This is a genomic window from Bacillus sp. 95MFCvi2.1 (genome assembly GCF_000374965.1).
Taxonomy (GTDB): domain Bacteria; phylum Bacillota; class Bacilli; order Bacillales; family Bacillaceae_G; genus Bacillus_A; species Bacillus_A pseudomycoides.
In genome coordinates this window covers 333,304-355,631 of sequence record NZ_KB895690.1, presented here as the reverse complement: position 1 = coordinate 355,631, position 22,328 = coordinate 333,304, and the positions used below count along the sequence as shown (strand labels likewise).

The window sequence follows — 22,328 nt, the reverse complement described above, 5'->3', positions numbered from 1 at the left end:
ATAATGAAAAAAGTACTTTTAACTGTAATGATTTTTACAGGGATTTTATCTTTTGGTGTTGCTAATCAATCTATTGAAGAGCCATCAGCTAAAGCTAATCTACTTTGTTTAGATCATGGAGAAACTATCTAATTGAAAAAAGAGAGTGCCTTTTTGGGAAAAGGGACTCTCTTTTTTCAATTATTTTATTATTTATGATTCACATACGTATCAAACTATAAGTGGATATATCCAGCTGTGTAATACGTTGCGCCTCCATTAAATGTTTTCCGGTCACCGGTGTTACTTCAACACGCCGTTTATTCCGCTATTTGTGGGCAGTAATACTCCCGCCTCAAAATTCTGCGAAAGCATTGTCCAGCTCTAGCGGCTAGAATCTCCGGTCGTTTCGCCCTCTCGGACGAGGCAAAAAGCGCCTCTCTGTCGGAGGCTCCAACGTCCTGCGATTCTGAGCGAGCCGCTTCCGCTTTTCTAAAGAAGCTAGGTGGGAGATAAACTGCCCGTAAAAGCCCGATTGGTTCAACTAATAATCAGTGGGGGATGGAGAAAACCCCCACTGATTAAAGTTTCACTTTATCAGCAGCGTCTTGTGATACAGTGGCATCTATAAACAACTCTTTCGTCTTATCATGTACAATTAATGGGAAAACAGCTTTTGCACCAACTGCAGAAGCGTGAACCCAGTCTTCTGGATTTACACTTTTCCAGTTCAAATAGCCATTTCCATCTTTTACTTTATAATTGTCTTTTACAGTAGCGACGAAGTTTTCATATTTTGAGTGTAAGGCAACTGGAAGCGAAACATTAGTAAAGTTTGCTGCATGCATAGGCTGATTAACATCTCCTAAATAATGAAGTGATAATCCTAAATAGAAAAATGCATTTTTCAAATCGTTATGGGAAGTTAATTAGATCCATCTTATAAAATAATAAAGATGATAAAGTAATAGGAATACTGTTTTAATAATCTATTTCTTAATATTGCTGTCTATAGCAAAAATGTTCATTTTAATTACAACCTAAATAATAATAGATTGGTAAATATTATATCACTGTGCCCCGTTTTTACACGTATCTCGGCTGAACCCCTAGAAGAAAATTTCCCCTGTAATGTTTATGGAAAATTAAATTACTATTCATAAGATAATAATAGTATGAGTTATTTATGGTTGATATGACTATATTTATATGTAATTGTGCATTTCCAAATAAAGTAAAATTATATATGAAGTACCATTAAATTATATTGAAAACATTTTTTAGCAAGAGATTAATATAGATCAATGAAAATCACTATATTTTAGGTTTAATTATCATAGTATAATTATTTCACTTAGTGAAGTGATTAATAATATTTAACTTTTTTTAATATAATTTTTTTATATTATAAATATAAAATATCTGAATTATTAAATATAAATGATGGAATTTTATTGTTTACTTATTAAAAACATAGTGTTTAAATGAGGGGGAAGTAAGGTCCTTACATTCTATGAGAAGTAAATAATAACCAGAGTTTAACACTCTATCCGAAAGAATTCTCCTTCCTCAAGCGTGTGCAAGGAGAGAGCCTAGCGCTAGGTCGTTCAAGATATATGAATAAGATTGTAAAAAGACAATAGTAAAGAGGTGTACTGAATGAAAAATAAAATAATTAAAGGATTTTTAATAACATCCATTGTTACTGGGGCAGCTATTCCTATCAATACTCTCGCAACGCCAATCGTTAAGGCAGAAACGCAACAAGAGAACACGGATATTTCCTCATCATTACGAAAATTAGGTGCGCAATCTAAATTAATCCAAACATATATAGATCAAGCTTTAATGAGTCCTAATGTACAGCTAGAGGAAGTTCCATCTTTAAATACGAACCAATCCCTAATCAAGAAAGATATGACAGAATGGTCATCGGAACTTTATCCAAAATTAATTCTATTAAATTCAAAAAGTAAAGGATTTGTAACTCAATTTAATAGCTATTACCCAACATTAAAACAGTTTGTAGATAATAAAGAAGATAAAGAAGGGTTCTTGGATAGACTTGAAGTTCTTCAAGATAAAGCTATGACAAACCAAGAAAACGTACAACGTCAGATTAATGAATTAACAGATCTTAAATTACAGCTTGATAATAAGCTTAAAGATCTCGATACTGATGTGACAAAAGCACAGGGTGTACTAAGTTCAGAGGGAACAGGGAAAATAGACCAGCTAAAAAATGAATTACAAAATACCCAAAAATCAATTCAAAATGATTTACAACAAATAGCATTGTTACCGGGAGCTTTAAATGAACAAGGACTTACTATATTCAAAGAAGTCTATAATCTTTCAAAAGATATCATTGAACCGGCTGCCCAAACAGCGGTGGCAGCGTATAACAAAGGAAAAGAAATTAACAACTCTATTTTAGAAGCAGAGAAAAAAGCAGAGCAAGAAGCGAAAGAAAAAGGTAAATCTGCTTTAGAGATTGAAGCTGCCAAAAAAGAAGCTCGTGAAGCAATTGAGAAAAGCAAACAAGCTGAAATAGCTGCAGCTGCAGTTACAAAGACAAAAGAGTATAACCTTACGAAAGTTATTGACCCTGAAAAAATTAAAAAAACATATAGTGCCTTCGCTGAAGTAAATAAACTAACAGCAGAGCAACGAGCGCATTTAGATGATTTAGAGACACAAAACCAAAAATTTTATGATTTAACAAAGAACCTAACAGTAGCAGATTTACAAAAATCTATGCTTCTTATTATGCAAAATGATTTACATACATTTGCAAATCAAGTAGATGTAGAACTTGACCTACTAAAACGCTATAAAGAAGATTTGGGTCTAATCAAAAATAGTATTACAAAATTATCTACTAATGTTGATACAACTGACCAGCAGTCTCAAAAGGATACATTAAGACAATTAAAAAATGTAACAAGTTACCTTGAAGAACAAGTTTATAAGTTTTAATATTTAGAATTTAATAAAAATAATATAGAGATTATAAGAATCTATCAAAAAACTGAGAAGGAGAATAGTTATGAAAAAACTTCCATTTAAAGTGTTAGCTGTAGCCACTCTAGCAACATTTATAACTGCTACGAACGGTAACACTATTCATGTACTTGCACAAGAACAGACCGCTCAAGAACAAAAAGTAGGGAATTATGAATTAGGGCCTGAAGGGCTGAAGAAAGCATTAGCTGGAACAGGATCTAATCTTCTTGTAATGGATTTGTACGCAAAAACAATGATTAAACAACCAAATGTAAATTTATCCAATATTGATTTAGGTTCAGAAGGAGCAGAATTAATTAAAAATATTCACCTTAATCAGGAACTGTCACGAATCAATGCGAATTATTGGTTAGATACAGCGAAGCCGAAGATTCAAAAAACAGCACGTAATATTGTAAATTACGATGAACAATTTAAAAATTATTACGATATATTGGAAGCTGCTGTACAAAAGAAAGATAAAGCAGAGTTAAAAGAGGGCATAAATGATTTAATCACTACAATTAATACAAATTCAAAAGAAGTTACAGAAGTAATTAAGATGTTACAAGACTTTAAAGCAAAACTGTATGACAATTCTATAGGGTTTAAAAATAATGTTGGTGGCCCAGATGGGAAAGGTGGATTAACGGCACTATTAGCCGGAAATAATGCCCTAATTCCACAAATTCAAGCTGAAATTGAGAAGCTACGTTCTACTCAGACAGAGCATTTTAACAATGTATTAGCATGGTCAATCGGTGGTGGATTGGGAGCAGCCATTTTAGTTATTGGAGCTATTGCAGGAGCGGTAGTAATTGTTGTGACTGGCGGTACAGCAACACCGGCCGTTATTGGCGGACTTTCGGCTCTCGGTGCAGCTGGTATCGGTTTAGGAACAGCAGCTGGTGTCACGGCGTCTAATCATATGAACTCTTATAACGAAATTTCTAAAAAAATCGGAGAACTAAGTACGAAAGCCGATCTTGCTAGCCAAGCAGTTATTTCGCTTACTAACGCGAAAGCAACTTTGACAGATCTGTATCAAACAGTGGATCAAGCAATACTGTCTCTAACAAGCATCCAACAACAATGGAATAAAATGGGGGCCAATTATACAGATTTACATGATAATATCGACTCTATGCAAGAACATAAATTCTCTTTAATACTTGATGATTTAAAAGCTGCTAAACAAAGCTGGAGTGATATTCATAAAGATGCAGAATTCATTTCGAAAGACATCGCTTTTAAACAAGAATAGAACTTACAATCAAAACCTATATTGGAGGAATATGAAATGATGAAAAAAATCCCTTACAAACTAATCGCTGCATCGGCATTTTTAACCTTGACAACAACTTCTGTAGTCTCACCAGTAGCAGCTTATGCAAGTGGAATTGAACAAACGAACAATGGAGAGACGTCTCTTTCAGCAAATGAAGCGAAAATGAAAGAAGCCTTGCAAAAGGCTGGGTTATTTGCAAAATCTATGAATGCCTATTCTTATATGTTAATTAAAAATCCAGATGTGAACTTTGAAGGAATTAATATTAATGGATATGTAGATTTACCTGGCAGAATTGTACAAGATCAAAAGAATGCAAGAGCACACGCTGTTATATGGGATACGCAAGTAAAAAAACAACTTTTAGATACATTGACAGGCATTATTGAATACGATACAACATTTGACAATTATTATGAAACAATTGTAGATGCGATTAATACAGGAGATGGAGAGACTTTAAAAGAAGGGATTACAGATTTACGAGGTGAGATTCAACAAAACCAAAAGTCTGCACAAAAATTAATAGACGATTTAACTAACTTAAGAAACGAGATTGGAAAAGATGTTAGAGCATTCGGAAGCAATAAAGAGCTGTTGAGTTCGATTTTAAAAAACCAAGGTGCTGATGTGGAGGCCGATGAAAAGCGTCTACAACAAATTTTAGACTCAGTAAACTATTATAAAAAATTAGAGTCTGATGGATTTAATGTAATGAAGGGCGCTATTTTGGGCCTACCGATCATTGGCGGTATCATAGTGGGTATAGCAAGAGATAATTTATCTAAGTTAGAGCCTACATTAGCAGAATTACGTCAGACTGTAGACTATAAAATAACATTAAATCGTGTAGTTGGAGTTGCCTATATTAATATTAGTGAGATGCATAAGGCACTTGATGATGCTATTAATGCTCTTACTTATATGTCCACGCAATGGCATGATTTAGATTCTCAATATTCGGGAGTACTGGGACATATTAATAATGCATCTCAAAAAGCTGATCAAAATAAATTTAAATTCTTAAAACCTAACTTGAATGCTGCTAAAGACAGTTGGAAAACATTAAGAACAGATGCTGTCACATTAAAAGAAGGGATAAAAGAATTAAAAGTGGAATCTGTTACTCCTCAAAAATAAGGAAATATTGGTTCCGTTGCAAAGTTACTCAAAACATAGAGAATCTATGATTACATTGTTAAATGGTTATAAAATAATTAGTAAATCCCTATATAACGAAAAGGCGAAGTCTGATTCAAGACTTCGCCTTTCACTATAAATTTTCTTTAATACTTGATGATTTAAAGGCTGCTAAACAAAGTTGAAATGATATTCATAACGATGCAGAACTAGCTTCAAAAGATATCGCTTTTAAAGGAGAAATGAACTTACAATCAAAACCTATATAGGAGGAATATGAAATGATGAAAAAACTCCCTTATAAAATACTCGCTGTATCAACGTTTTTAACTATGACAACCACTTATGCAGTCACACCAGTAGCAACTTTTGCAAGTGAAATTGAACAAACTAACACTGGAGATATGTCTCTTTCAGCAAATGAAGAGAAGATGAAAACAGCTTTGCAAGATGCTGGGGTATTTGCAAAATCTATGAATGACTATTCTTGTTTGTTAATTAATAATCCAGATGTGAATTTTGAAGGGATTATTATTAATGGGTATGCAGATTTACCTATTAAAATTGTACAAGATCAAAAGAATGCAAGAGAACATGCTGTTAAATGGGATACGCAAATAAAAGGACAGCTTTTAGATACATTGACAGGCATTATTGAATACGATACAAAATTTGATAATCATTATGGAACATTAGTAGAGGCAATTCATACAGGGAACGGAGATATTCTTAAAAAAGGGATTACAGATTTACGAGGTGAAATTCAACAAAATGAAGAGTATGCACAAAAATTAATACAAGAATTAACTAAGTTAAAAGACGATATTGGACAAGATGTTAGAGCATTTGGAAGCGATAAAGATCTCTTGCAGTCGATTTTAAAAAACCAAGGAGCTGCGGTTGAGGACGATCAAAAGCGTCTAAATGAAGTTTTAGGACAAGTAAACTATCAGAAAGACATAGAATCTAAAGGATTGACAATGGTAAAGATTCCGTTTTTTCCCGTAATGATTTCTGGTGGTATAATGATAGGTGATGCAAGAAGTAAGTTAGGCTGGTTAGAGCCAGAATTAGCAAAATTACGTCAGACTGTAGATTATAAACTAACATTAAATCGTGTAGTTGGAGTTGCGTTTAATAATATTGATCAGATGCATAGTGCGATTGATAATGCTCTGAAATCTCTTACTTTTATGTACGACCAATGGAGTGATTTAGATCGTCAATATGGATCAGTTCTACAATTTATTGATAAGGCATCTGAAAAAGCTGATCAAAATAAATTTAAATTCTTACTACCCAACTTGAATGCAGCTAAAGACAGTTGGAAAACAGTAAGAACAGATGCGTTCACATTAAAAGAAGGGATAAAAGAATTAAAAATGCAACCCGTCACTCCACAAAAATAAGGAGATATCGGTTCTTTTTTAAAGCTTTTGAATAAACATGGCAAACTTAAGTTAGACGTTAAAGTTCTGCCATGATAAAAAAGAGAGCGGTTTGCTCTCTTGAGGGCTCTGGTGCAGAAAATTAAAAATGATTGAAAAAAGTCTTCAAAAATTATAAAGAATAGGTCATAAAGACTATTTAGGTGCAAGTATAATAAATGTAAAAATAATGTATGGACAAATTCCATTTAATCTTTAGAAAAATCTACTTGTTGGTGAGAAATTTATCTTTTGGTTCATGCATTTTCTTTATGTGGAACATCATCAGCATTTGGAGAACTCCTTCGGTTTATCCTACCGAAAAATATACTATTCCTTTTAAATTGGTATGTATAGTGACCTCAATTAAAGGAATAGTATATTTTTTCCGTCTTGGGGGTAATTCTTTTTCTTAGCTTGATGGTGATGTGGCTGTATCCCATATAACTTATGTTATTGAACTCTTTTATTATGTATCAATAAATACTAAGCATACTATTTAAACAACCTTTTAATAAAAAATTTCTTTTCTAAAAACAAACTACTTGTAGTACAAGCCAACATAAATCTAAGTTATTGCCGTTCTTGTTCCGTTACTACACAGATCCTCTTTGCTACTATTAAGGTACCACCAATTGCCCAGTAAATATGTATCAATCAAAATAAAGCAGGCCAAACAAAAGCTGTGTAACCTATACCCTTTAACCATTTCGAACGTTGCTTTTGAGATTTATTTAGTAAAATAAATCGAGGTTCATCTTCCTCTACTTGATGATTTTCGTTCCACGGAATCGCTCATGTCTAATGAGTTTAAGTAGGGCCTTAGGCCACTGGCGTTAGCCCCAAGACGATTAAAAGGAGCGCAACGGACAATAAAATCCAGCTAGGATGAGGGCGGCGCATTACCCAAAAAGAGATGATAGCACCATATAGAAAAGAGCTACCTGCAAGTAGGCCAGTCACGAGCCTTGCATCCTGCTTGAACCAGATTGCGGCGGCAATCAAGGTGAGCCCGCTGATTAACCAATTGAGCGTGGTAAAATGCAAAAGCAATCGTACGAGTTTTTGTATCGGTGCAGATATCTGCCCATTCGTCACAAAAACTGCCTCAATCGGCTTGATTATCAGCCGTTTCATCAGTATGCCGTGAACTATCGCGGTACCACCGCCGATGACCCCGGCTGCCGTCAATGTAATACTATGCCAGTCCATATCCATACACCTCCAGAGAATTTTACTAATGGGGAGATATCACTACATGCGCATCAAGCTATGAAAATATAAGTACTCCAAAACAAAAAAATGTATATTTTTTTGTTTTGATGGGCGTTATAAACTTCTTAAGTTGATGGATATATGGCGGTACACCTATATTTCTATTCGCCTTTTTCTAACATTAGAACCACGAATCTTGGTGAAGACATTGGTTTTCGCCCTGTCCTGGGATCCATCCTCGCTTTTTCTAATTCTTCCGCAACTATTTTTCTTACCTCACCTGCTGCAAACATAACTTGTTAAACTATAGGGCAGGATTATTTAATAAGAATATCTTTAAAGACCTAACAAAGGGGTATTAATTTCCTATATAATTATAACAAACAAAAAATAGATTATTTTAGGATGGCTGATATCTTGAAAACGAAAGCTAAATATCAAACTTGGATACGAATTTACAAACTACTTATTTTTTTTGTTATTTCACTCATTTTTCTCTTGGTAACATTATTACCTGTTAATTTATATCTGCGAGTCCTGTCAGGGGGTTTAGCGTTGCCTTTTATGTATATAGCATTCATACTTTCTTATTCAGTTTACCAATTCGCAGCATTTGGAGGGAATTATCAGTCAAAAATACATGATTTAATTGTTGCCAAGGTGAATTGGGATGGAAAAGGAAAAATACTAGATATAGGAACAGGCAGTGGTTCACTGATTATTAAACTGGCAAAGACTTTTCCTAAGTCCTTTTTAACTGGAATTGATTATTGGGGAGCAACATAGATAGGAAATGATCAAACTTTTTTATAAAAGAGTAAACCAACTGAAAATATTAAGAGCGTGTTTTAATTAATCTTTTTTCAAAACACGCTCTTTTCTATGATTATTTATCAAGATTATTAGTATCAATTTGATCAAACTTTATTTTAAAGCAACACCAGCATTTTGTTTGGAATTATTTTTCTCTTAAACTCGTCTCATATTCTTTTACTTCATCCAGCGTTCTAAATACTACTACATTAAAAATTTCTTTTTCATTACCACAAATAACAACAAACCCATCAGTTGTTTGTAATACTCTTCCTACATTTCCATTCGGAAGAGGAATGCTAGTCGGATGTTTAATATTCATCTTATTTTTCTTAGCAATATATTCATCAATCGGCATCCCAATGGGGAATTCATTTTGCAATTCTTTGGTGGTATACAGGGAAGCTGAACTTTCATTCTTTGCTGAGGCTTTTTGATAATTTGGTGTACAAGCTGTTAAAGACATGAATAATGCACCGGAAACAAAAAGCAAAGAAAGCTTTTCAAACATAAAATAATTCACTCCATTCAGTATTCAATTAGTCACCAAATTAGAATAGCAAAAGGGTTCTATTAAATTTGTTGCAATGTGTCTGTCGAAAAAAGAAAAGAATGCACTTATTTAGTGATTTTCCTCGAAATACTAAAAGGTTACTACGAAAATTTGTAAATATAAGGATAAAATATGCATTAGGGGAGAAAAAAGTTTGTACAAGTTATATATGAAGGGCATAAACAAAAGAAAAGACCTCTTCCGAGTATCTTTTTGTGATAATTAGTTTATGAATTGTGAAAGTGGACCTTGTAGGATTCGAACCTACGACCGGACGGTTATGAGCCGTCTGCTCTAACCAGCTGAGCTAAAGGTCCATGGTAAGCGATTAGTTTTCCAGGATAATCGCAATAATGAAGTATACCGATATAATTATATAATATTTTGAATGAAAAGAAAAGACACTCAATGAGTGCCTTCCTTCAGTTCTTTAGTTCACCAATTGTTTTTCTATAGGGTTTCAACATGATTAATGAAAAATATAGAGCAGATCTATAACAAAATAATAGCATTATGTTACCTGGTGTTTTCATGCAATTTTACATATGAGAGAATTCGTCCAACGAGGGTCTATAAAATCAGTATTTTAATGAACAGAAACTAAAGATGATTCAATTATATAACGATTAGGCGCGTCACCAATATAATCAAAAGGATAACAGGTTGTTAATGTTAGGAAGCGGTACCATTGTTAGTGGAGAAGCTGCCCATGCAGAAGGTACTGGTTCAATAGCTATAGGAACGGCTTCTCATACGGAAGGTACTAGTACGGAAGCTAGGGGACAATCTTCTCACGCCGAGAGGGAGGCTACGAGAGCCATTGGAGATTTTTCACACGCTGAGGGAGGAGGTTCACAAGCGAGTGGTGAATCACCTCATGCGGAAGGTAACTTAACCATCTCTAGTGGAGACTTTTCCCATGCAAAAGGGAGAAGAACAGATACAGCCATGCATATGATGAAAAAAGGACAACTTGTTTTACCGGACAAGTCCGTCCAAAACCAGAGAGAATTTATTCATAAATTGTTTGGCTCAGCTTCATAAGAGGGAAATGTAGAGCAATTTGCTACTCTATGTTTCTCACTAACATTTTTGTGCCAGAACCAAACTGTTTATAAAGTTAGAGGAGGATGAAATTACAGAATATAAATAAAATTATGTAAACAAAATAAATTATGGTAGAATATGGTTGTGTTATCCGGATCAATGTTTAGCACACTGAGAAAATAATCAACAAATCTGGCTTTAAAGGGGGAATTAATTTGGAAAGAAGAAGTCATAGAATTATTCATCATTTTCGAAGTTTATTAGTTATAAGCCTATGTTTCTTTCTAGTATTTTTGGGTGGTAATAACTCGAAGGCTGAAACAGTTTCTTCTATAGCATTAAATGCTATAGATGTAGAAGCTTTCACAAATAAAGTAATTCCAGAGAAAATGAAAGCAGAAAATGCACCTGGTGTAGCTATTGTCGTTGTCAAAGATGATCAAATTCTATTTCAAAAAGGATACGGTTTTTCCAACAAAGAACAGAATATTCCCATCGATCCTAAAAAAACCGTTTTTCGATTAGCGTCAGTATCAAAGGTTTTTACTGCTAGTGCTGTAATGCAGTTAGTTGAACAAGGAAAAATTGATTTAAATAAAGATATAGTAAATTATATGGGGGGATTAAAGTACCAAAATAATGTGGGTGAACCAGTTACAATGAAACATTTACTCACCCATACAACAGGTTTTGATGATGTGGATCCTAGATTGGGGGATATTCATGATCAAATAAATGACTATACAAAACTTAAAGATTATGTAGAAGAAAATATGCCCACAGTAGTGAGAAAGCCAGGAGATACGTATACATATGATAATTTTGCTTCTATGCTGCAAGGATATATTGTTCAAAATTTGACAGACACACCTTTTTATAAATATATGGCGAAAAATATTTTTTACCCTTTAGAGATGCAAAATAGTAGTTTTGTTATGACTAATTTTATTAAAGATAAGCTTGCAACAGGATACGATAAAAAAGGCGATGTCATCCCATTTTATCAAACAAGACCGACGGACATGCCACAAGGGAGTATGTTTTCTACAGGAAGTGACGTAGCCAATTTTATGATTGCTCAATTGAATGGTGGTAAATTCAAAAATAAACAAATACTAAAAACAGAAACTGTGCAAGATATGCAACAAACAAAATTTGCGTTGCATCCAAAGTATCCCAATATGACATATGGATTTGAATTCTTTTCACCGCAAAGCCATAATGGTCAATATGTTTTTGGGAAAGGTGGAAATATACCAGGGTTTTCTTCTTTAATGTGGTTAATTCCTGAACATAAATTAGGTGTTTTTGTTGTCACGAATAAAGATAGTTCATTACTTCCTTATAAATTATTTGATGAATTTATGAATCACTATTTTCCAGATAAAACGAAGCCAGAGTATTTAAAACCTAGCGAGGAAGAGTTAAAGAAATTTGAAGGTGTGTACCGTGATTTACGGGTGAAAAACCTTATTACGCATGTAAAAATAAGCGAAGGAAAGTTATTTGTAGCTGATAAAAGGTATGGTAAACAGGAATTAAAACAAATAGATCCTTTACTATTCGAAGATGAAAAGGGTAATTACATGGCGTTTAAACTTCACAAAGATGGTACTGTAAAAGAAATGATACATTGGAACTCTGGTAGTTCAGCGGTGAAAGTAAGTGAACCTAAGAGATTTCAAGATGTAGAGGTGAATCATCCATATGCTAAATTCATAGATCCTTTACATCAATATGATATATTAAAAGCAAATAAGGAGGGGAGTTTTGTTCCTGAAGCCCCTCTTACACGTGGAGAGTTTTCATATTGGTTGTCTCAAATTGCGTACTTTGCACCACCTTCAAAAAAAGACCCTGTATTTTCTGATGTAAAGGGTCATCAGTATGCATCTCATATTCAAAAGTTATATGAACTGGGTATATTATACGAAAAAGAGGGAGAACACTTTTATCCAGATCGTGCTATCACTAGACAAGAAGCAGCATGGATTGCTTGGCATTATTTAGAAATGCTAGAGGCTCCACCTGCAGAAGCTACTTTAAAAGGACAAACTGATGATTGGGCGATAGAGTCTGTGAAAAACATTGTAGGTCATCACTTAGTCGGACCAGAGGTTATATATAATGAAGATGGATCAGCAGATTATTTATCAAAACAAATAATGAAACGGCAAGAGGCAGCGGCCTTGTTATTATTTGTTATGTTAGGTAGTTAATTTGCCACAAAAATAGAATAAATATCTGAACAGAAAAAGAGGGATAGCATAAAGATGCTATCCTTCTTTATTGAAGTATATTTTTTACTTCTTGGCACAGATACGCCTTAAATCCCTTAATGAGTATTATTATGCATGGTCAAATTTAAATTAAATATTCGGAATAAATAATTATATTTTTTTCTATAATTTTTAAATATTTACAATTTATAGAAAATATAATATCTTCTAAAGTGTACGTTCAGATTAAAAAAGGAGTTTTTTATGTTAAAAAAACTAGTAGTTGGGGTTTTAGCAACTGGTATTCTATTGACTAGAGCTGGAGGTGCACTTGCTGCAGAAGAGTTTCCGTATCAAGTAAAAACAAAAGGGTTTAATGGACAACCAGTATCTATTGGTTTTGATAACAAAACGGATTTAGAAGATTACCTAAAGAAACATCCTGTTCCGCATTGCCATAAAGCTAAGTTTTTATGATACCACCAAAACGAAAAAAACGAATTGGGGCTACAAAAGTGAAATATATTATGTGTTAAAACAATTAAAATAAATATTTCTTATTATTCGAATAAAAATAATACGTTGATAAATTTTTACATTTATTACAAAAAATTGATAAAAGGCGTAAGATTAGTTTGCAAGCCATTTTATAAAGGAGTGATTCATTTGAAACGAGTTATGGGAGTACTTTCTACAGGTTTATTAGCAGGCGCGATGCTATTTGGTGTTTCAAGCCCGCAGGCGTATGCAGATTCTCCAGCAAAGCCTTACCAAGTAATAACTGATGGATTTGATGGGGAGCAAACAACGATTGGATTTGAAAACAAGACAGATTTTGAAAATTACTTAGAAAGCCATCCAGTTCCTAAAAGCAACAAAGTGCAACCTTTAGCATCAATTTATTCTACTTTTTATTATGATAATGATTTGAAGGGCTCACGTTTTACTGTAAATGCAAGTAGAAACCCAGTTGTTGTTGTAAACTTTAGTGGTTCTAATAATGATAATGTTTCTTCTATACTTACACATCCTTATGGAGATTATACGACTATTTATGAACATGTTAATGCAGAAGGGCGAGCACTTGCAATTGTAAACAATGGAAAGTATATTAATTTGACTGATGTTAGTATGGGAGATGGAGCTAGAACTTGGAATGATGAAGTTTCATCAGCGATTGTAAAATCTAATTAAGCTTAGTAGAAAAACTGATTTTCATCGAGATTTTCTACAATCTGAGCATTTCACTGATAGTGAAATGCTTTTTTGTCATGTTTAATTTCACTTAAATATGCTTTAACTTAGTTTAGGGTACCGCCCATCGCTATCAAGTTAACAAAATTCCATTAAAGTAAAAAAATACGCTATTCTTTCTATAGAATTATAGGAAATGATAACGTATTTTTTGCTTTATAGATGGTGAAAAACCTTAGCTTTATAGCGATGTGGTGCTACCCTGCATCTATCAACTTAAGAAAATAGATAAAACCATTAAGAAAAATCTTTCCATGTAAAATCAACACTCAAAATACCAATGGGCTGTTCGTTACTCATATAGTTTTTTGCGGAAACTACTTCCGGTTTGCGAAAACAAACAAGATTGTTGTAATACCCAAATGCTCGGCAAATTATTGGACGTACCGGATGAATACCGCAACGATCGTTTATTTCGTCATAGAAAATACATGTTCCAAAATATCGTTGCTGACTTTTTAAATCTAGGCGTTTTTTTGTAGGCATCGATTTTATTTTCTTCTTTATTTTTTTAAATTCTTCTTCTGTAATTGGAACGGGACCGCAACACATTCCTTTGCAGCCATTACAAGGTAACCCTTCCATATAATCATCTCCTAAAATAAGTAATTGTTATAATTAATCCAAAAATAAGGTTTTTCTAGTTCAGCAACCAAAAAGAGAGGATTTCATTTTATATTCAGAGAGTTTGGCTTGAATTCTCCTTTCTTATCGTTTTAGAACAACACAAAAAGGTCTTTAGACGCACTTGAAGAAGAATGCTCTTCAAGTGGTTCAAAGACCTTGACCTGCTATTCAAATAAAATACCCGATGTCATTTTTTCTAAAAAAGAAAAGTATCTCTATTATTATTTTAACAGATTTATCACAATATTACAACGATAGACGAATTAAAAGAGATTTCTTAAACATCATTTTTAATTTTTTTAATCTCTGTTAAATATTCAAAGTTTCTTTTCTACACTAGCAAAGGGATAGAAAAGATTTTGAAGCTACGTAAAGCTAGAAGAAAATGTATATATTTCCACTTTATTGATAATTCTTACTATCAATTAAATTTAGAAAGAGCGAATTTAGCTGTAAAATTCATTTTCTTCATAAATGAAGAATTCACTCCTGCTTGAAATTGTACAGAAATATTACCGTCTTTTTGCGCTTTGAATACGCGTCCATAAGGTGAATTAGCATTGTATGTACCAATTACTTGATTGTCTGCGTCAAAGACTGTGTAAGAAATCGGGAATCCTGAATTATTTACAAATACTGTAAGTTCTTCTCCTTTTTTAAGATTAAAAGATTCTTTTTGAGACACTTCATATGAACTCAGAGAATAATATTTAGTAACCTCTTGAATTTCTAAATCCATAGTTGCTGCACTAGCTTTCGGAACTTCTAACCCTGGTAAATTCATACCCGAAAGTACTGCTACTCCTAATGCTCCTGCTAAAATGGCTTTTTTCATAATTCTAACTCCTCCTTTAATATTCTTTCATAAAATAGTTACAATAAGTAAATGTAAAATCTACTTACTGTAACTATTATAGTTACGGTAATAATTGTTTTCAATAAAAAGTGGTATGCAATTTTGCATACAGAGAGGTATCACTACATGTCCATAAAGCTAACAGAACAGATTATCCCAAAAACGATAATGTCGGTGTGAAGTCCTACATGGGCTTTTCCGAATCGTGAAATTTGTAAAACATGTGCTTAAATTGATGTTAAATAATACCACACTGAAAATATTCATAAATAAAGGACGTATACGACGATGAAACAACCAGTGAATTTTAAATGGGAGCATTATGAGCCGGATATTCTTATAGAGCTACTAGACAAGAGAATAAAAACTCCATCCTATGAAGTCCTAAAGTTGTTGAGAGATAGGGCTTCATAGGATGAAGTTACTTTGCGAGAGGATTAAGTGTGCAAAAAATTTTGTTAAACGAATCCTAAAGGGAGTAAGAGGCATTCGTTTAAAAGAATTTACCTCGCAAAAAATATTAACATAGGCCTGCCGGTGAAGATGTGATAAAAATTACAGAGTTAATAAAAACTTCATTTTGTACAAAACAAAACCCTAGTTTCCTAGGGTAATGGATATAACAACCCGATTTAATCTAGCTTCTATATTATAAGGTGTAATCACAATGGTTATTAATGGTAAATGCAACCGGAAAGAGCAGCTAGCAAAAGCTAACTGCTCAAGGATCTCCAGGGGGACGGAGAAATTATTATGGTATCTATAATATTGACGGAATATTGAAATGTTTGCTTCGTGTGGTATGCCGATAGGTAAATATCCAGGTATGAGAGAACCAGTAGTTACGGGGTTACAGTTTATGGTGGTTGTTAGAGCCATACTAGAGACGTGTAAAAATATTGAAGAAGCCGTCTATGCTGTGAAAAACATGCCTGTGGGAACGAATATGAATTTACTTTTAGCGGATGCAAATGGTGAGGCAACTTTAGTTGGAACATATGACGGGGTTAAATATATTATTTAGAAGGTTAAATCCTAATGTTAAGAAGGTATTGTCTATGCAAAAGGAATTAGTATTTTTAGGGTGTAAATATGAGGGGAAAACATTTTAATAGCCCGAAAGCTACGTGGTTCCCTTCTATATTCGAAAGGAGTATCCATATTGAACAAACTATCTTTAAAACCCATTGACAAAAGTAATTGGGAAGAGGCTATAAAATTATCAGTAAAAGAAGAACAACGCACATTTATCGCCTCCAATCTTTATTCTATTGCAGAGGTTCAATTTTTAGATAATTTCTATGCAAATGGTATATATCTTGATAATAAGCTAATAGGATTTGCGATGTTTGGAATAGACTCTGATGATAATAATTATTGGATTTATAGACTAATGATTGATAAAGAGTACCAGGGACAAGGTATAGGTATACAGGCTATATTTCTCATTATTGAAAAGATAAGAAGTATTAATAATAAAAATATTCCTCTAATCATGATTGGATATAATCCTAAAAATCTTTCAGCAAAAATTGCTTATAGGAAAGCTGGATTTGTTGAAACTGAAGTATCATCTTGGGGTGAACAATTGGCGAAGTTCACCTTATAGGGGCACTATACATGCCCATCAACTTAAGAAATTGGTTGTTCCCCAAAACGAAAAAACGAGCTAAATTCTCATAAATACTTAACTATAGAGAAGTGAATTTTTTGTTTAGGGGGTGCTTCAAAATATTAGCTTGATGGTAAATAAATTTTGACTAAATTGATAATTGTAATTCTAGGCGCTGCCTGAGTTTAACTTAAAGAAACTAGCCATGCTCGTTTCATATGATGATAATACATTTATAGTGGTCTTTGATGAAGAGGTGCAAATAGCTGCTCAAGGTAGAAAGGCTTTGGAGCTTTACTTGCTAAACATCTTCTTAGTTATCAAAATATCATTGAAAGCTATATGAGAGTCCAAAGAGAGTTTAGCAAGTAAAATAACTTAATTAATATTATCAAGAGCTGAATTCTCAACACACCTTATAACCAAGTCTTCAACATATTAGAGATATATAATATGTTGAAGACTTTCTCATTTTATAATAAAATACCGTCGGAATATTCGGGTTATTTTTAGGTTTTTTTATCTTTTTTACGAATAATAAATTAAGGCAGGATATAGTATTAAATGGTATTAACAAAATATGCAAACGGGGGTATTTATGAAAAAACTAAAATTTTTATGTTCGGGGATTATAGCTAGTATAACTTTAACAACATGTTTAAGTATTAATTCTGTATATGCAACCTCTGATGAAAAAAATTCTCTTATTCAATCTAAAAGCTCTCCTAACATTCCATACTCTATTCAAGATCCAAACAATACAGAAGATCCTTCGGGTTATTGGACAAAAGAAAAAATGCAGAATGCAATCCCAGCAGATGAAATCAAGACTAATGAAAAAACTACTCCAAAAAAACAGGAAGCTCCCTCAACAGAAAAACCTAGTAATATTTCTGATCCAGTTCCGCCTGATACTAGTGGTGGAATTAAAGCACTAAATGTTGTTGTTCCATCTACAGCAGGCAAAGTATTTTTTTCATATAGCGGAAGGGACTATGTTTGTTCTGCTTCTGCTACTAATAATGATTATAAAAACCTTGTCATAACAGCGGGTCATTGTGTACATGGAGGTAAGGGGAAAGGATGGCACTCAAATATTGCATTTGCTCCAGCATATAATAATGGTTCCACACCGTATGGGATTTGGAATTGGAAAGATGCTCGTACATTTAATTCTTGGATAAACGATAGTGATTTTAGCCATGATCAAGCGTTTTTTACTGTTTATCCTAGAAGTGGAAACAATTTAATAAATACTGTCGGAGGAAATGGACTTTCAACTGGATATGGTACTAATCAACCGAGTGTTCGTATTTGGGGTTGGCCCGCTGAAAATCCATACAATGGACAATTACCTTATTATTGTGGCGGATCAACAAGTAGTGCGGGATTGTTTAGTAGTGATGCCAAGATGAGTTGCGGTATGAATGGGGGAGCGAGTGGCGGACCTTGGTTAAGAGCGATAATCAATGAAAACCTTGGTTATGTTTTTGCAGTGACATCCCGACGTTCAACTTCAGGAACACCAACTTTGTATGCTACTCCTAATTCTAAGGATGTAAAAACAATGTTTGATCAAATGAAATAAGTGAATCTGATATGATTCTTTATTCTCAGTATAAAGTACACAATTCGAAAGAGAACACGTATTACATTACGGCAAGTAATGAGTATGTAAACGTGCATTGATATACGAAAAAGAAACCGGCTCGGTAATCGGAATCGGTTTCTTTTACTATATACCGAGGAGTGCAAACAAAACGTGGATTACGTACTAAAAACAAAATTCTACAGAGATACACTGATTTTCTGTACGATGAGGAATCCATTTTTCTAAATATTTTCTTTAAATAAAGCCTACGGCCGAAGAAGATTTTAAGTATTATATTTTCTATTTAAATTAAAAGAAGGGATAAAAGAATTAAAAGTGCAACCCGTCACTCCGCAAAAATAAGGCATGTGCTTATTTTCTTACTACTAGTAATGGAATTTATGTAAATTACCAAAGAAACATCTTTATTTAATGAGAATGTATAGCTACTCCATTTGTAATATTATTGCAATAATTGTAATGGTAATTCTGGAAAATCGAAATCAAATTCCAATTCTAAGGGTATTTCTAATTGTTTGATTGGATTTTCAGAAAGAGTAAGGTAAATACTTTTAAAATAATATAAAAGGAAAATTAGGTGCATTTATGCGTGTTAAATTAGCATAAATAGGCATATGTAGAGAGTTCAAACTTATTTGAATTTAAAGTATTGTTAACCCCGATGAAACACGAAATATTCTAATTGTTAGTACAATTAGAATATAAGATTTAATTGGAAAGAAGGGGTTATTATGAAAGAAACAATTAGTAGTTATGAAGATTTATTGGATATGTTAGATTCGTTATTGCGTGAACCAACTCAATTTTGGGATGATTTTTATTCTAATCGTGAAAAAGGAGTTCCCTTTTTTACTAATAAGCCAGATGAGAACTTAGTTAATTATTTCGAGAAAAAATTACTTAATCCAGGAAAAGTTCTTGAACTCGGATGCGGTCCAGGCAGGAATGCAATTTACTTTGCTGAAAAAGGATGCTTAGTTGATGCAGTAGATCTATCGCAGGAATCAATTCAATGGGCAACCGAACGGGCAAAAGAAAAAAATGTAAATATAAATTTTATTTATAACAATATCTTTGACTTACAAATTGAAGAGGGTACATACGATATTGTGTATGATTCAGGATGCTTTCATCATATTGCTCCACACAGAAGAATGAGTTATATAAATTTGGTGAAAAAGGCTTTAAAACCAGGTGGTTATTTTGCAATCACTTGTTTTGTTCAAGGTGGAGAATTAGGTGGAGCAGACATAACAGATTGGGAAGTATACAAACTGCAAAGTTTTAAAGGTGGATTAGGTTTTACAGATAAAAAACTTAGAGCCATCTTTAAAGGCTTTTCTGAAGTAGAAATACGTAGAATGAAAGAGATAAAACAATCGAATAAAGTATTTGGTGTCTCTGGACTTTGGACAGCCTTATTCACGAAAAATTCCACTGAATAGTAAAAAATGTTTTCTAAAGAATTTATATCCGTTATTTAAAAATTCGCATTTTACAATGTCCACAAAAGAGTGTTATGGGGTATAATTAATATAATCTTTCAGATGAGGTGAAGAAGATGACCTTCCGTATGGTTCGAAGTAACTAGTTTTCGGGCTGGAAAAAACGCGTACCAGCCATCAAGGGAGAAGTCTGTCCCTTTTCGGAAATGAAAACTATACGTCGCGGTAGTTACCGTTATCATCAAACAAGGGTACGGGATTGCTTGATTAACAAGTCTCAGAACCTTAGTTTTTACACTCTTTTGGAAGGTGGATATACAATATGAATGAATTAGATTACAAAAGCCGATTTCCATAGTTTAGGAGAACGGCTTTTTTCGTGGGGTACCTTGTGCTATCTAATTAAGAGATTCGGAATCCAAAAAGCAAAATAATTTCGTTTTGTGGGCATTTTAAAATCTGAGGTTGATGGGCATTGGCGTTACCCCGTAACGAGCGGGAAAATCCTCTTAATGTTTCTATAAAGTAGGGAAGAAGGAGATTGACTATGATTACAAAGGTAATGGAAAAAAGTGAATGGGAAGTAGCAAAAGCAAAAGGAAACATAATGGAACCTTCACTGATGCAAGAAGGGTTTATTCATTGTTCTTTTTTAGAACAATCTCTTCAAGTGGCAGAAAAGCATTTTAGTACTGAAATGGAGTTAGTATTACTTGTAATTAATCCGTCGTTAGTTGAGGCGGAGATAAAATATGAATTGGCTTCTAATGGTCAAAACTATCCACATATATACGGAACCGTAAATGCTAATGCTGTTGTGAAAGTAGTAGAACTTCAGAAAGAAAATGGCGGCTATGTTTTACCAGTAGAGTTGGAACAAAAATAGTAGAATGCATTTGTTAACCTCATAAAAGGATTTTTGATTCGTATTATCGAAATACTGAAAGGGATAAAAACGAAATCGAGAAGAGGCGTACAAATGGAGGAAGTAATCAAGAAAATAAAGGAGATAAAATCAGGTCAAGTAGGTATAGTTGCTTATTCGGCAGAAAGACAAAATATTGTCGCTTTATATAATGATGATATATTGGTTCCACTAGCGTCTGCCGCAAAGGTTGCAATTGGATTTGCTGTAGCTAAAATGGTTGCAGAGAATCAAGTTCGCTGGAGTGATGAAATCGAAAATATCGAATTTAATCCGAAAGAAGATAGTAAAGAAATATACCCACATTTACAAAGAAGAACCGTATTAACACTCAAAGATGCTGTAGAAGTAATGATTGCATGTCATGACAATTGTATTGCACAATCTGTTGTCAACTTTTGCGGTGGATGGGAAGAAGTAAATAGGAGAATTCAATGTTCTTTTTCAAAGATTTATATTACGAAAGACCCAAGGAATATGAAAAATGTTGGGAAATTAAAACAAGTTCTTAAACTTTTAATTCGTATATTCCAAGGATATGAATTGAATCCGGTGCTATGGGAACCAATTATAAATGGAATGGTGAGACAACAAGGACAATATGAAGGAATACCAGGGTACCACTTAGCCCATATGACAGGTGGGTTACCTACAGCTGTTATAAATATCGGTATACTAGGAACGTTTTATGAAAAACCATTGCTTTATGTGATTGGCGGAATGGAGTTACCAAATCGTTATGAAAATCAAGAAGCTGATATGAAAATAAAAGAAACATTGCAATGTTTGTATAAAAAGTATACAGAATGCTATATATAGTGATGAGAAAGGAGAATAGACTTGAAAATTATACAACAAAATAACTCAAAAGATAGCGAATATATTAAAAATAAAGTAATCCAATACAATATGTCTGTACTATCAGATGAAGTAAAAAGCCCATTAGAACATGTAAGTTTTCTATTAAAAGACGATGTTGGCAAAATATTTGGGGGCATAACAGGCACAATATATTTCTATCACCTTCATATTGATTTTTTATGGGTGGATGAGTCAGTACGTCATGAAGGATATGGTAGTCAACTATTAAATGAAATCGAAGAAATTGCCAAAGAGAAAAACTGTAGACTTATATTACTTGATTCATTTAGTTTTCAAGCACCTGAATTTTACAAGAAACATGGTTACAGAGAGTTTGGCGTAGTGGAAGATCATCCTAAAGGGTATAGTCAGCATTTTTTAGAGAAACGTTTATAAGTATAATATAATAATGTTATGTAAATTAATTTTCGGGATATATAATCATGCAT

Annotated in this window: 20 protein-coding genes, 1 tRNA gene and 3 pseudogenes; 17 read left to right on the top strand and 7 right to left on the bottom strand. The window is 33.3% G+C overall.

The features are described from left to right. Nucleotides 1-3: 3 nt before the first annotated feature. Nucleotides 4-132: a hypothetical protein gene (locus C568_RS36050; protein ID WP_006095044.1), complete on the top strand. Its 129-nt coding sequence runs from the start codon at nt 4-6 to the stop codon at nt 130-132. 440 nt (nt 133-572) lie between these two features. Here C568_RS36050 and C568_RS30375 read toward each other — a convergent pair. After that, nucleotides 573-899, bottom strand: a pseudogene (locus C568_RS30375) (phospholipase); the annotation flags it as partial. A gap of 739 nt (nt 900-1,638) precedes the next feature. Here C568_RS30375 and hblC point away from each other — a divergent pair. From hblC to C568_RS0101890, 4 genes are all read left to right on the top strand, one after another. After that, complete coding sequence (gene hblC / locus C568_RS0101905) at nt 1,639-2,958, top strand: hemolysin BL lytic component L2 (protein ID WP_018780622.1); 1,320 nt, start codon at nt 1,639-1,641, stop codon at nt 2,956-2,958. A gap of 70 nt (nt 2,959-3,028) precedes the next feature. Then, the gene (gene hblD, locus C568_RS0101900) at nt 3,029-4,249 is read left to right on the top strand and encodes a hemolysin BL lytic component L1 (RefSeq protein WP_018765647.1); all 1,221 of its coding nucleotides are present in this window, start codon (nt 3,029-3,031) and stop codon (nt 4,247-4,249) included. Between the two features lie 36 nt (nt 4,250-4,285). Further along, nucleotides 4,286-5,413 (top strand): hemolysin BL binding component B, encoded by a 1,128-nt coding sequence (gene hblA, locus C568_RS0101895; RefSeq protein ID WP_018780621.1) that lies wholly within the window; start codon nt 4,286-4,288, stop codon nt 5,411-5,413. 281 nt (nt 5,414-5,694) lie between these two features. Then, a complete protein-coding gene (locus C568_RS0101890; protein ID WP_003210117.1) occupies nt 5,695-6,822 on the top strand; it encodes an HBL/NHE enterotoxin family protein in 1,128 nt (375 codons plus the stop codon). An 840-nt stretch (nt 6,823-7,662) separates the two neighbouring features. Here C568_RS0101890 and C568_RS0101885 read toward each other — a convergent pair. After that, nucleotides 7,663-8,052 (bottom strand): hypothetical protein, encoded by a 390-nt coding sequence (locus C568_RS0101885; protein ID WP_018780620.1) that lies wholly within the window; start codon nt 8,050-8,052, stop codon nt 7,663-7,665. 417 nt (nt 8,053-8,469) lie between these two features. On the opposite strand from C568_RS0101885, the pseudogene C568_RS30370 reads away from it, so the two are divergent. Beyond that, a pseudogene (locus C568_RS30370) lies at nt 8,470-8,832 on the top strand (SAM-dependent methyltransferase); the annotation flags it as partial. Nucleotides 8,833-9,013: 181 nt separating this feature from the next. On the opposite strand, the gene C568_RS0101875 reads toward C568_RS30370, so the two are convergent. From C568_RS0101875 to C568_RS34095, 3 genes and pseudogenes are all read right to left on the bottom strand, one after another. Continuing rightward, nucleotides 9,014-9,379 carry a hypothetical protein gene (locus tag C568_RS0101875; RefSeq protein WP_003203567.1) on the bottom strand — a complete coding sequence of 122 codons (366 nt, stop codon included), beginning with the start codon at nt 9,377-9,379 and terminating at the stop codon, nt 9,014-9,016. Nucleotides 9,380-9,664: 285 nt separating this feature from the next. After that, a tRNA-Ile gene (locus tag C568_RS0101870) sits at nt 9,665-9,738 on the bottom strand. A 269-nt stretch (nt 9,739-10,007) separates the two neighbouring features. After that, nucleotides 10,008-10,097: pseudogene (locus C568_RS34095) on the bottom strand (class D sortase); the annotation flags it as partial. Between C568_RS34095 and C568_RS0101865 the strand changes: the two are divergent. The 4 genes from C568_RS0101865 (at nt 10,085) to C568_RS0101850 (ending at nt 13,881) form a co-directional block, all read left to right on the top strand. Further along, nucleotides 10,085-10,465, top strand: a complete 381-nt coding sequence (locus C568_RS0101865) for a hypothetical protein (RefSeq protein ID WP_231398626.1) — start codon at nt 10,085-10,087, stop codon at nt 10,463-10,465. The pseudogene C568_RS34095 and the gene C568_RS0101865 overlap by 13 nt on opposite strands. Nucleotides 10,466-10,683: 218 nt before the next feature. Then, entirely contained in the window at nt 10,684-12,687 is a 2,004-nt protein-coding gene (locus tag C568_RS0101860; RefSeq protein ID WP_018780617.1) for a serine hydrolase, read from the top strand. A 264-nt stretch (nt 12,688-12,951) separates the two neighbouring features. Beyond that, nucleotides 12,952-13,164, top strand: a complete 213-nt coding sequence (locus C568_RS0101855; protein WP_006097103.1) for a hypothetical protein — start codon at nt 12,952-12,954, stop codon at nt 13,162-13,164. A gap of 189 nt (nt 13,165-13,353) precedes the next feature. After that, nucleotides 13,354-13,881 (top strand): hypothetical protein, encoded by a 528-nt coding sequence (locus C568_RS0101850; RefSeq protein ID WP_018780616.1) that lies wholly within the window; start codon nt 13,354-13,356, stop codon nt 13,879-13,881. A gap of 297 nt (nt 13,882-14,178) precedes the next feature. Here the strand turns inward: C568_RS0101850 and C568_RS0101845 are convergent, their stop codons facing one another. Together C568_RS0101845 and C568_RS0101840 are read right to left on the bottom strand one after the other, a co-directional pair. Beyond that, nucleotides 14,179-14,526, bottom strand: coding sequence for a YkgJ family cysteine cluster protein (locus tag C568_RS0101845; protein WP_006097101.1), 348 nt, complete (start codon nt 14,524-14,526; stop codon nt 14,179-14,181). Nucleotides 14,527-14,989: 463 nt separating this feature from the next. Beyond that, nucleotides 14,990-15,403, bottom strand: a complete 414-nt coding sequence (locus C568_RS0101840; protein WP_018780615.1) for a hypothetical protein — start codon at nt 15,401-15,403, stop codon at nt 14,990-14,992. A gap of 823 nt (nt 15,404-16,226) precedes the next feature. On the opposite strand from C568_RS0101840, the gene C568_RS0101830 reads away from it, so the two are divergent. The 7 genes from C568_RS0101830 (at nt 16,227) to C568_RS0101800 (ending at nt 22,275) form a co-directional block, all read left to right on the top strand. Beyond that, nucleotides 16,227-16,448: a carcinine hydrolase/isopenicillin-N N-acyltransferase family protein gene (locus C568_RS0101830; RefSeq protein ID WP_231398618.1), complete on the top strand. Its 222-nt coding sequence runs from the start codon at nt 16,227-16,229 to the stop codon at nt 16,446-16,448. Nucleotides 16,449-16,586: 138 nt separating this feature from the next. Beyond that, on the top strand, nt 16,587-17,033 hold the full coding sequence (locus C568_RS0101825; protein ID WP_003204648.1) for a GNAT family N-acetyltransferase: 447 nt from the start codon (nt 16,587-16,589) through the stop codon (nt 17,031-17,033). 601 nt (nt 17,034-17,634) lie between these two features. Beyond that, nucleotides 17,635-18,624, top strand: coding sequence for a trypsin-like serine peptidase (locus C568_RS0101820; RefSeq protein WP_018780613.1), 990 nt, complete (start codon nt 17,635-17,637; stop codon nt 18,622-18,624). Between the two features lie 755 nt (nt 18,625-19,379). Next, a complete protein-coding gene (locus C568_RS0101815) occupies nt 19,380-20,093 on the top strand; it encodes a class I SAM-dependent methyltransferase (protein WP_018780612.1) in 714 nt (237 codons plus the stop codon). A gap of 547 nt (nt 20,094-20,640) precedes the next feature. Next, entirely contained in the window at nt 20,641-20,979 is a 339-nt protein-coding gene (locus C568_RS0101810) for a DUF952 domain-containing protein (RefSeq protein ID WP_006095027.1), read from the top strand. A gap of 93 nt (nt 20,980-21,072) precedes the next feature. After that, a complete protein-coding gene (locus tag C568_RS0101805) occupies nt 21,073-21,837 on the top strand; it encodes a serine hydrolase (RefSeq protein ID WP_018780611.1) in 765 nt (254 codons plus the stop codon). 21 nt (nt 21,838-21,858) lie between these two features. Then, nucleotides 21,859-22,275, top strand: a complete 417-nt coding sequence (locus C568_RS0101800; RefSeq protein ID WP_018780610.1) for a GNAT family N-acetyltransferase — start codon at nt 21,859-21,861, stop codon at nt 22,273-22,275. The last annotated feature ends 53 nt before the right edge of the window (nt 22,276-22,328 follow it).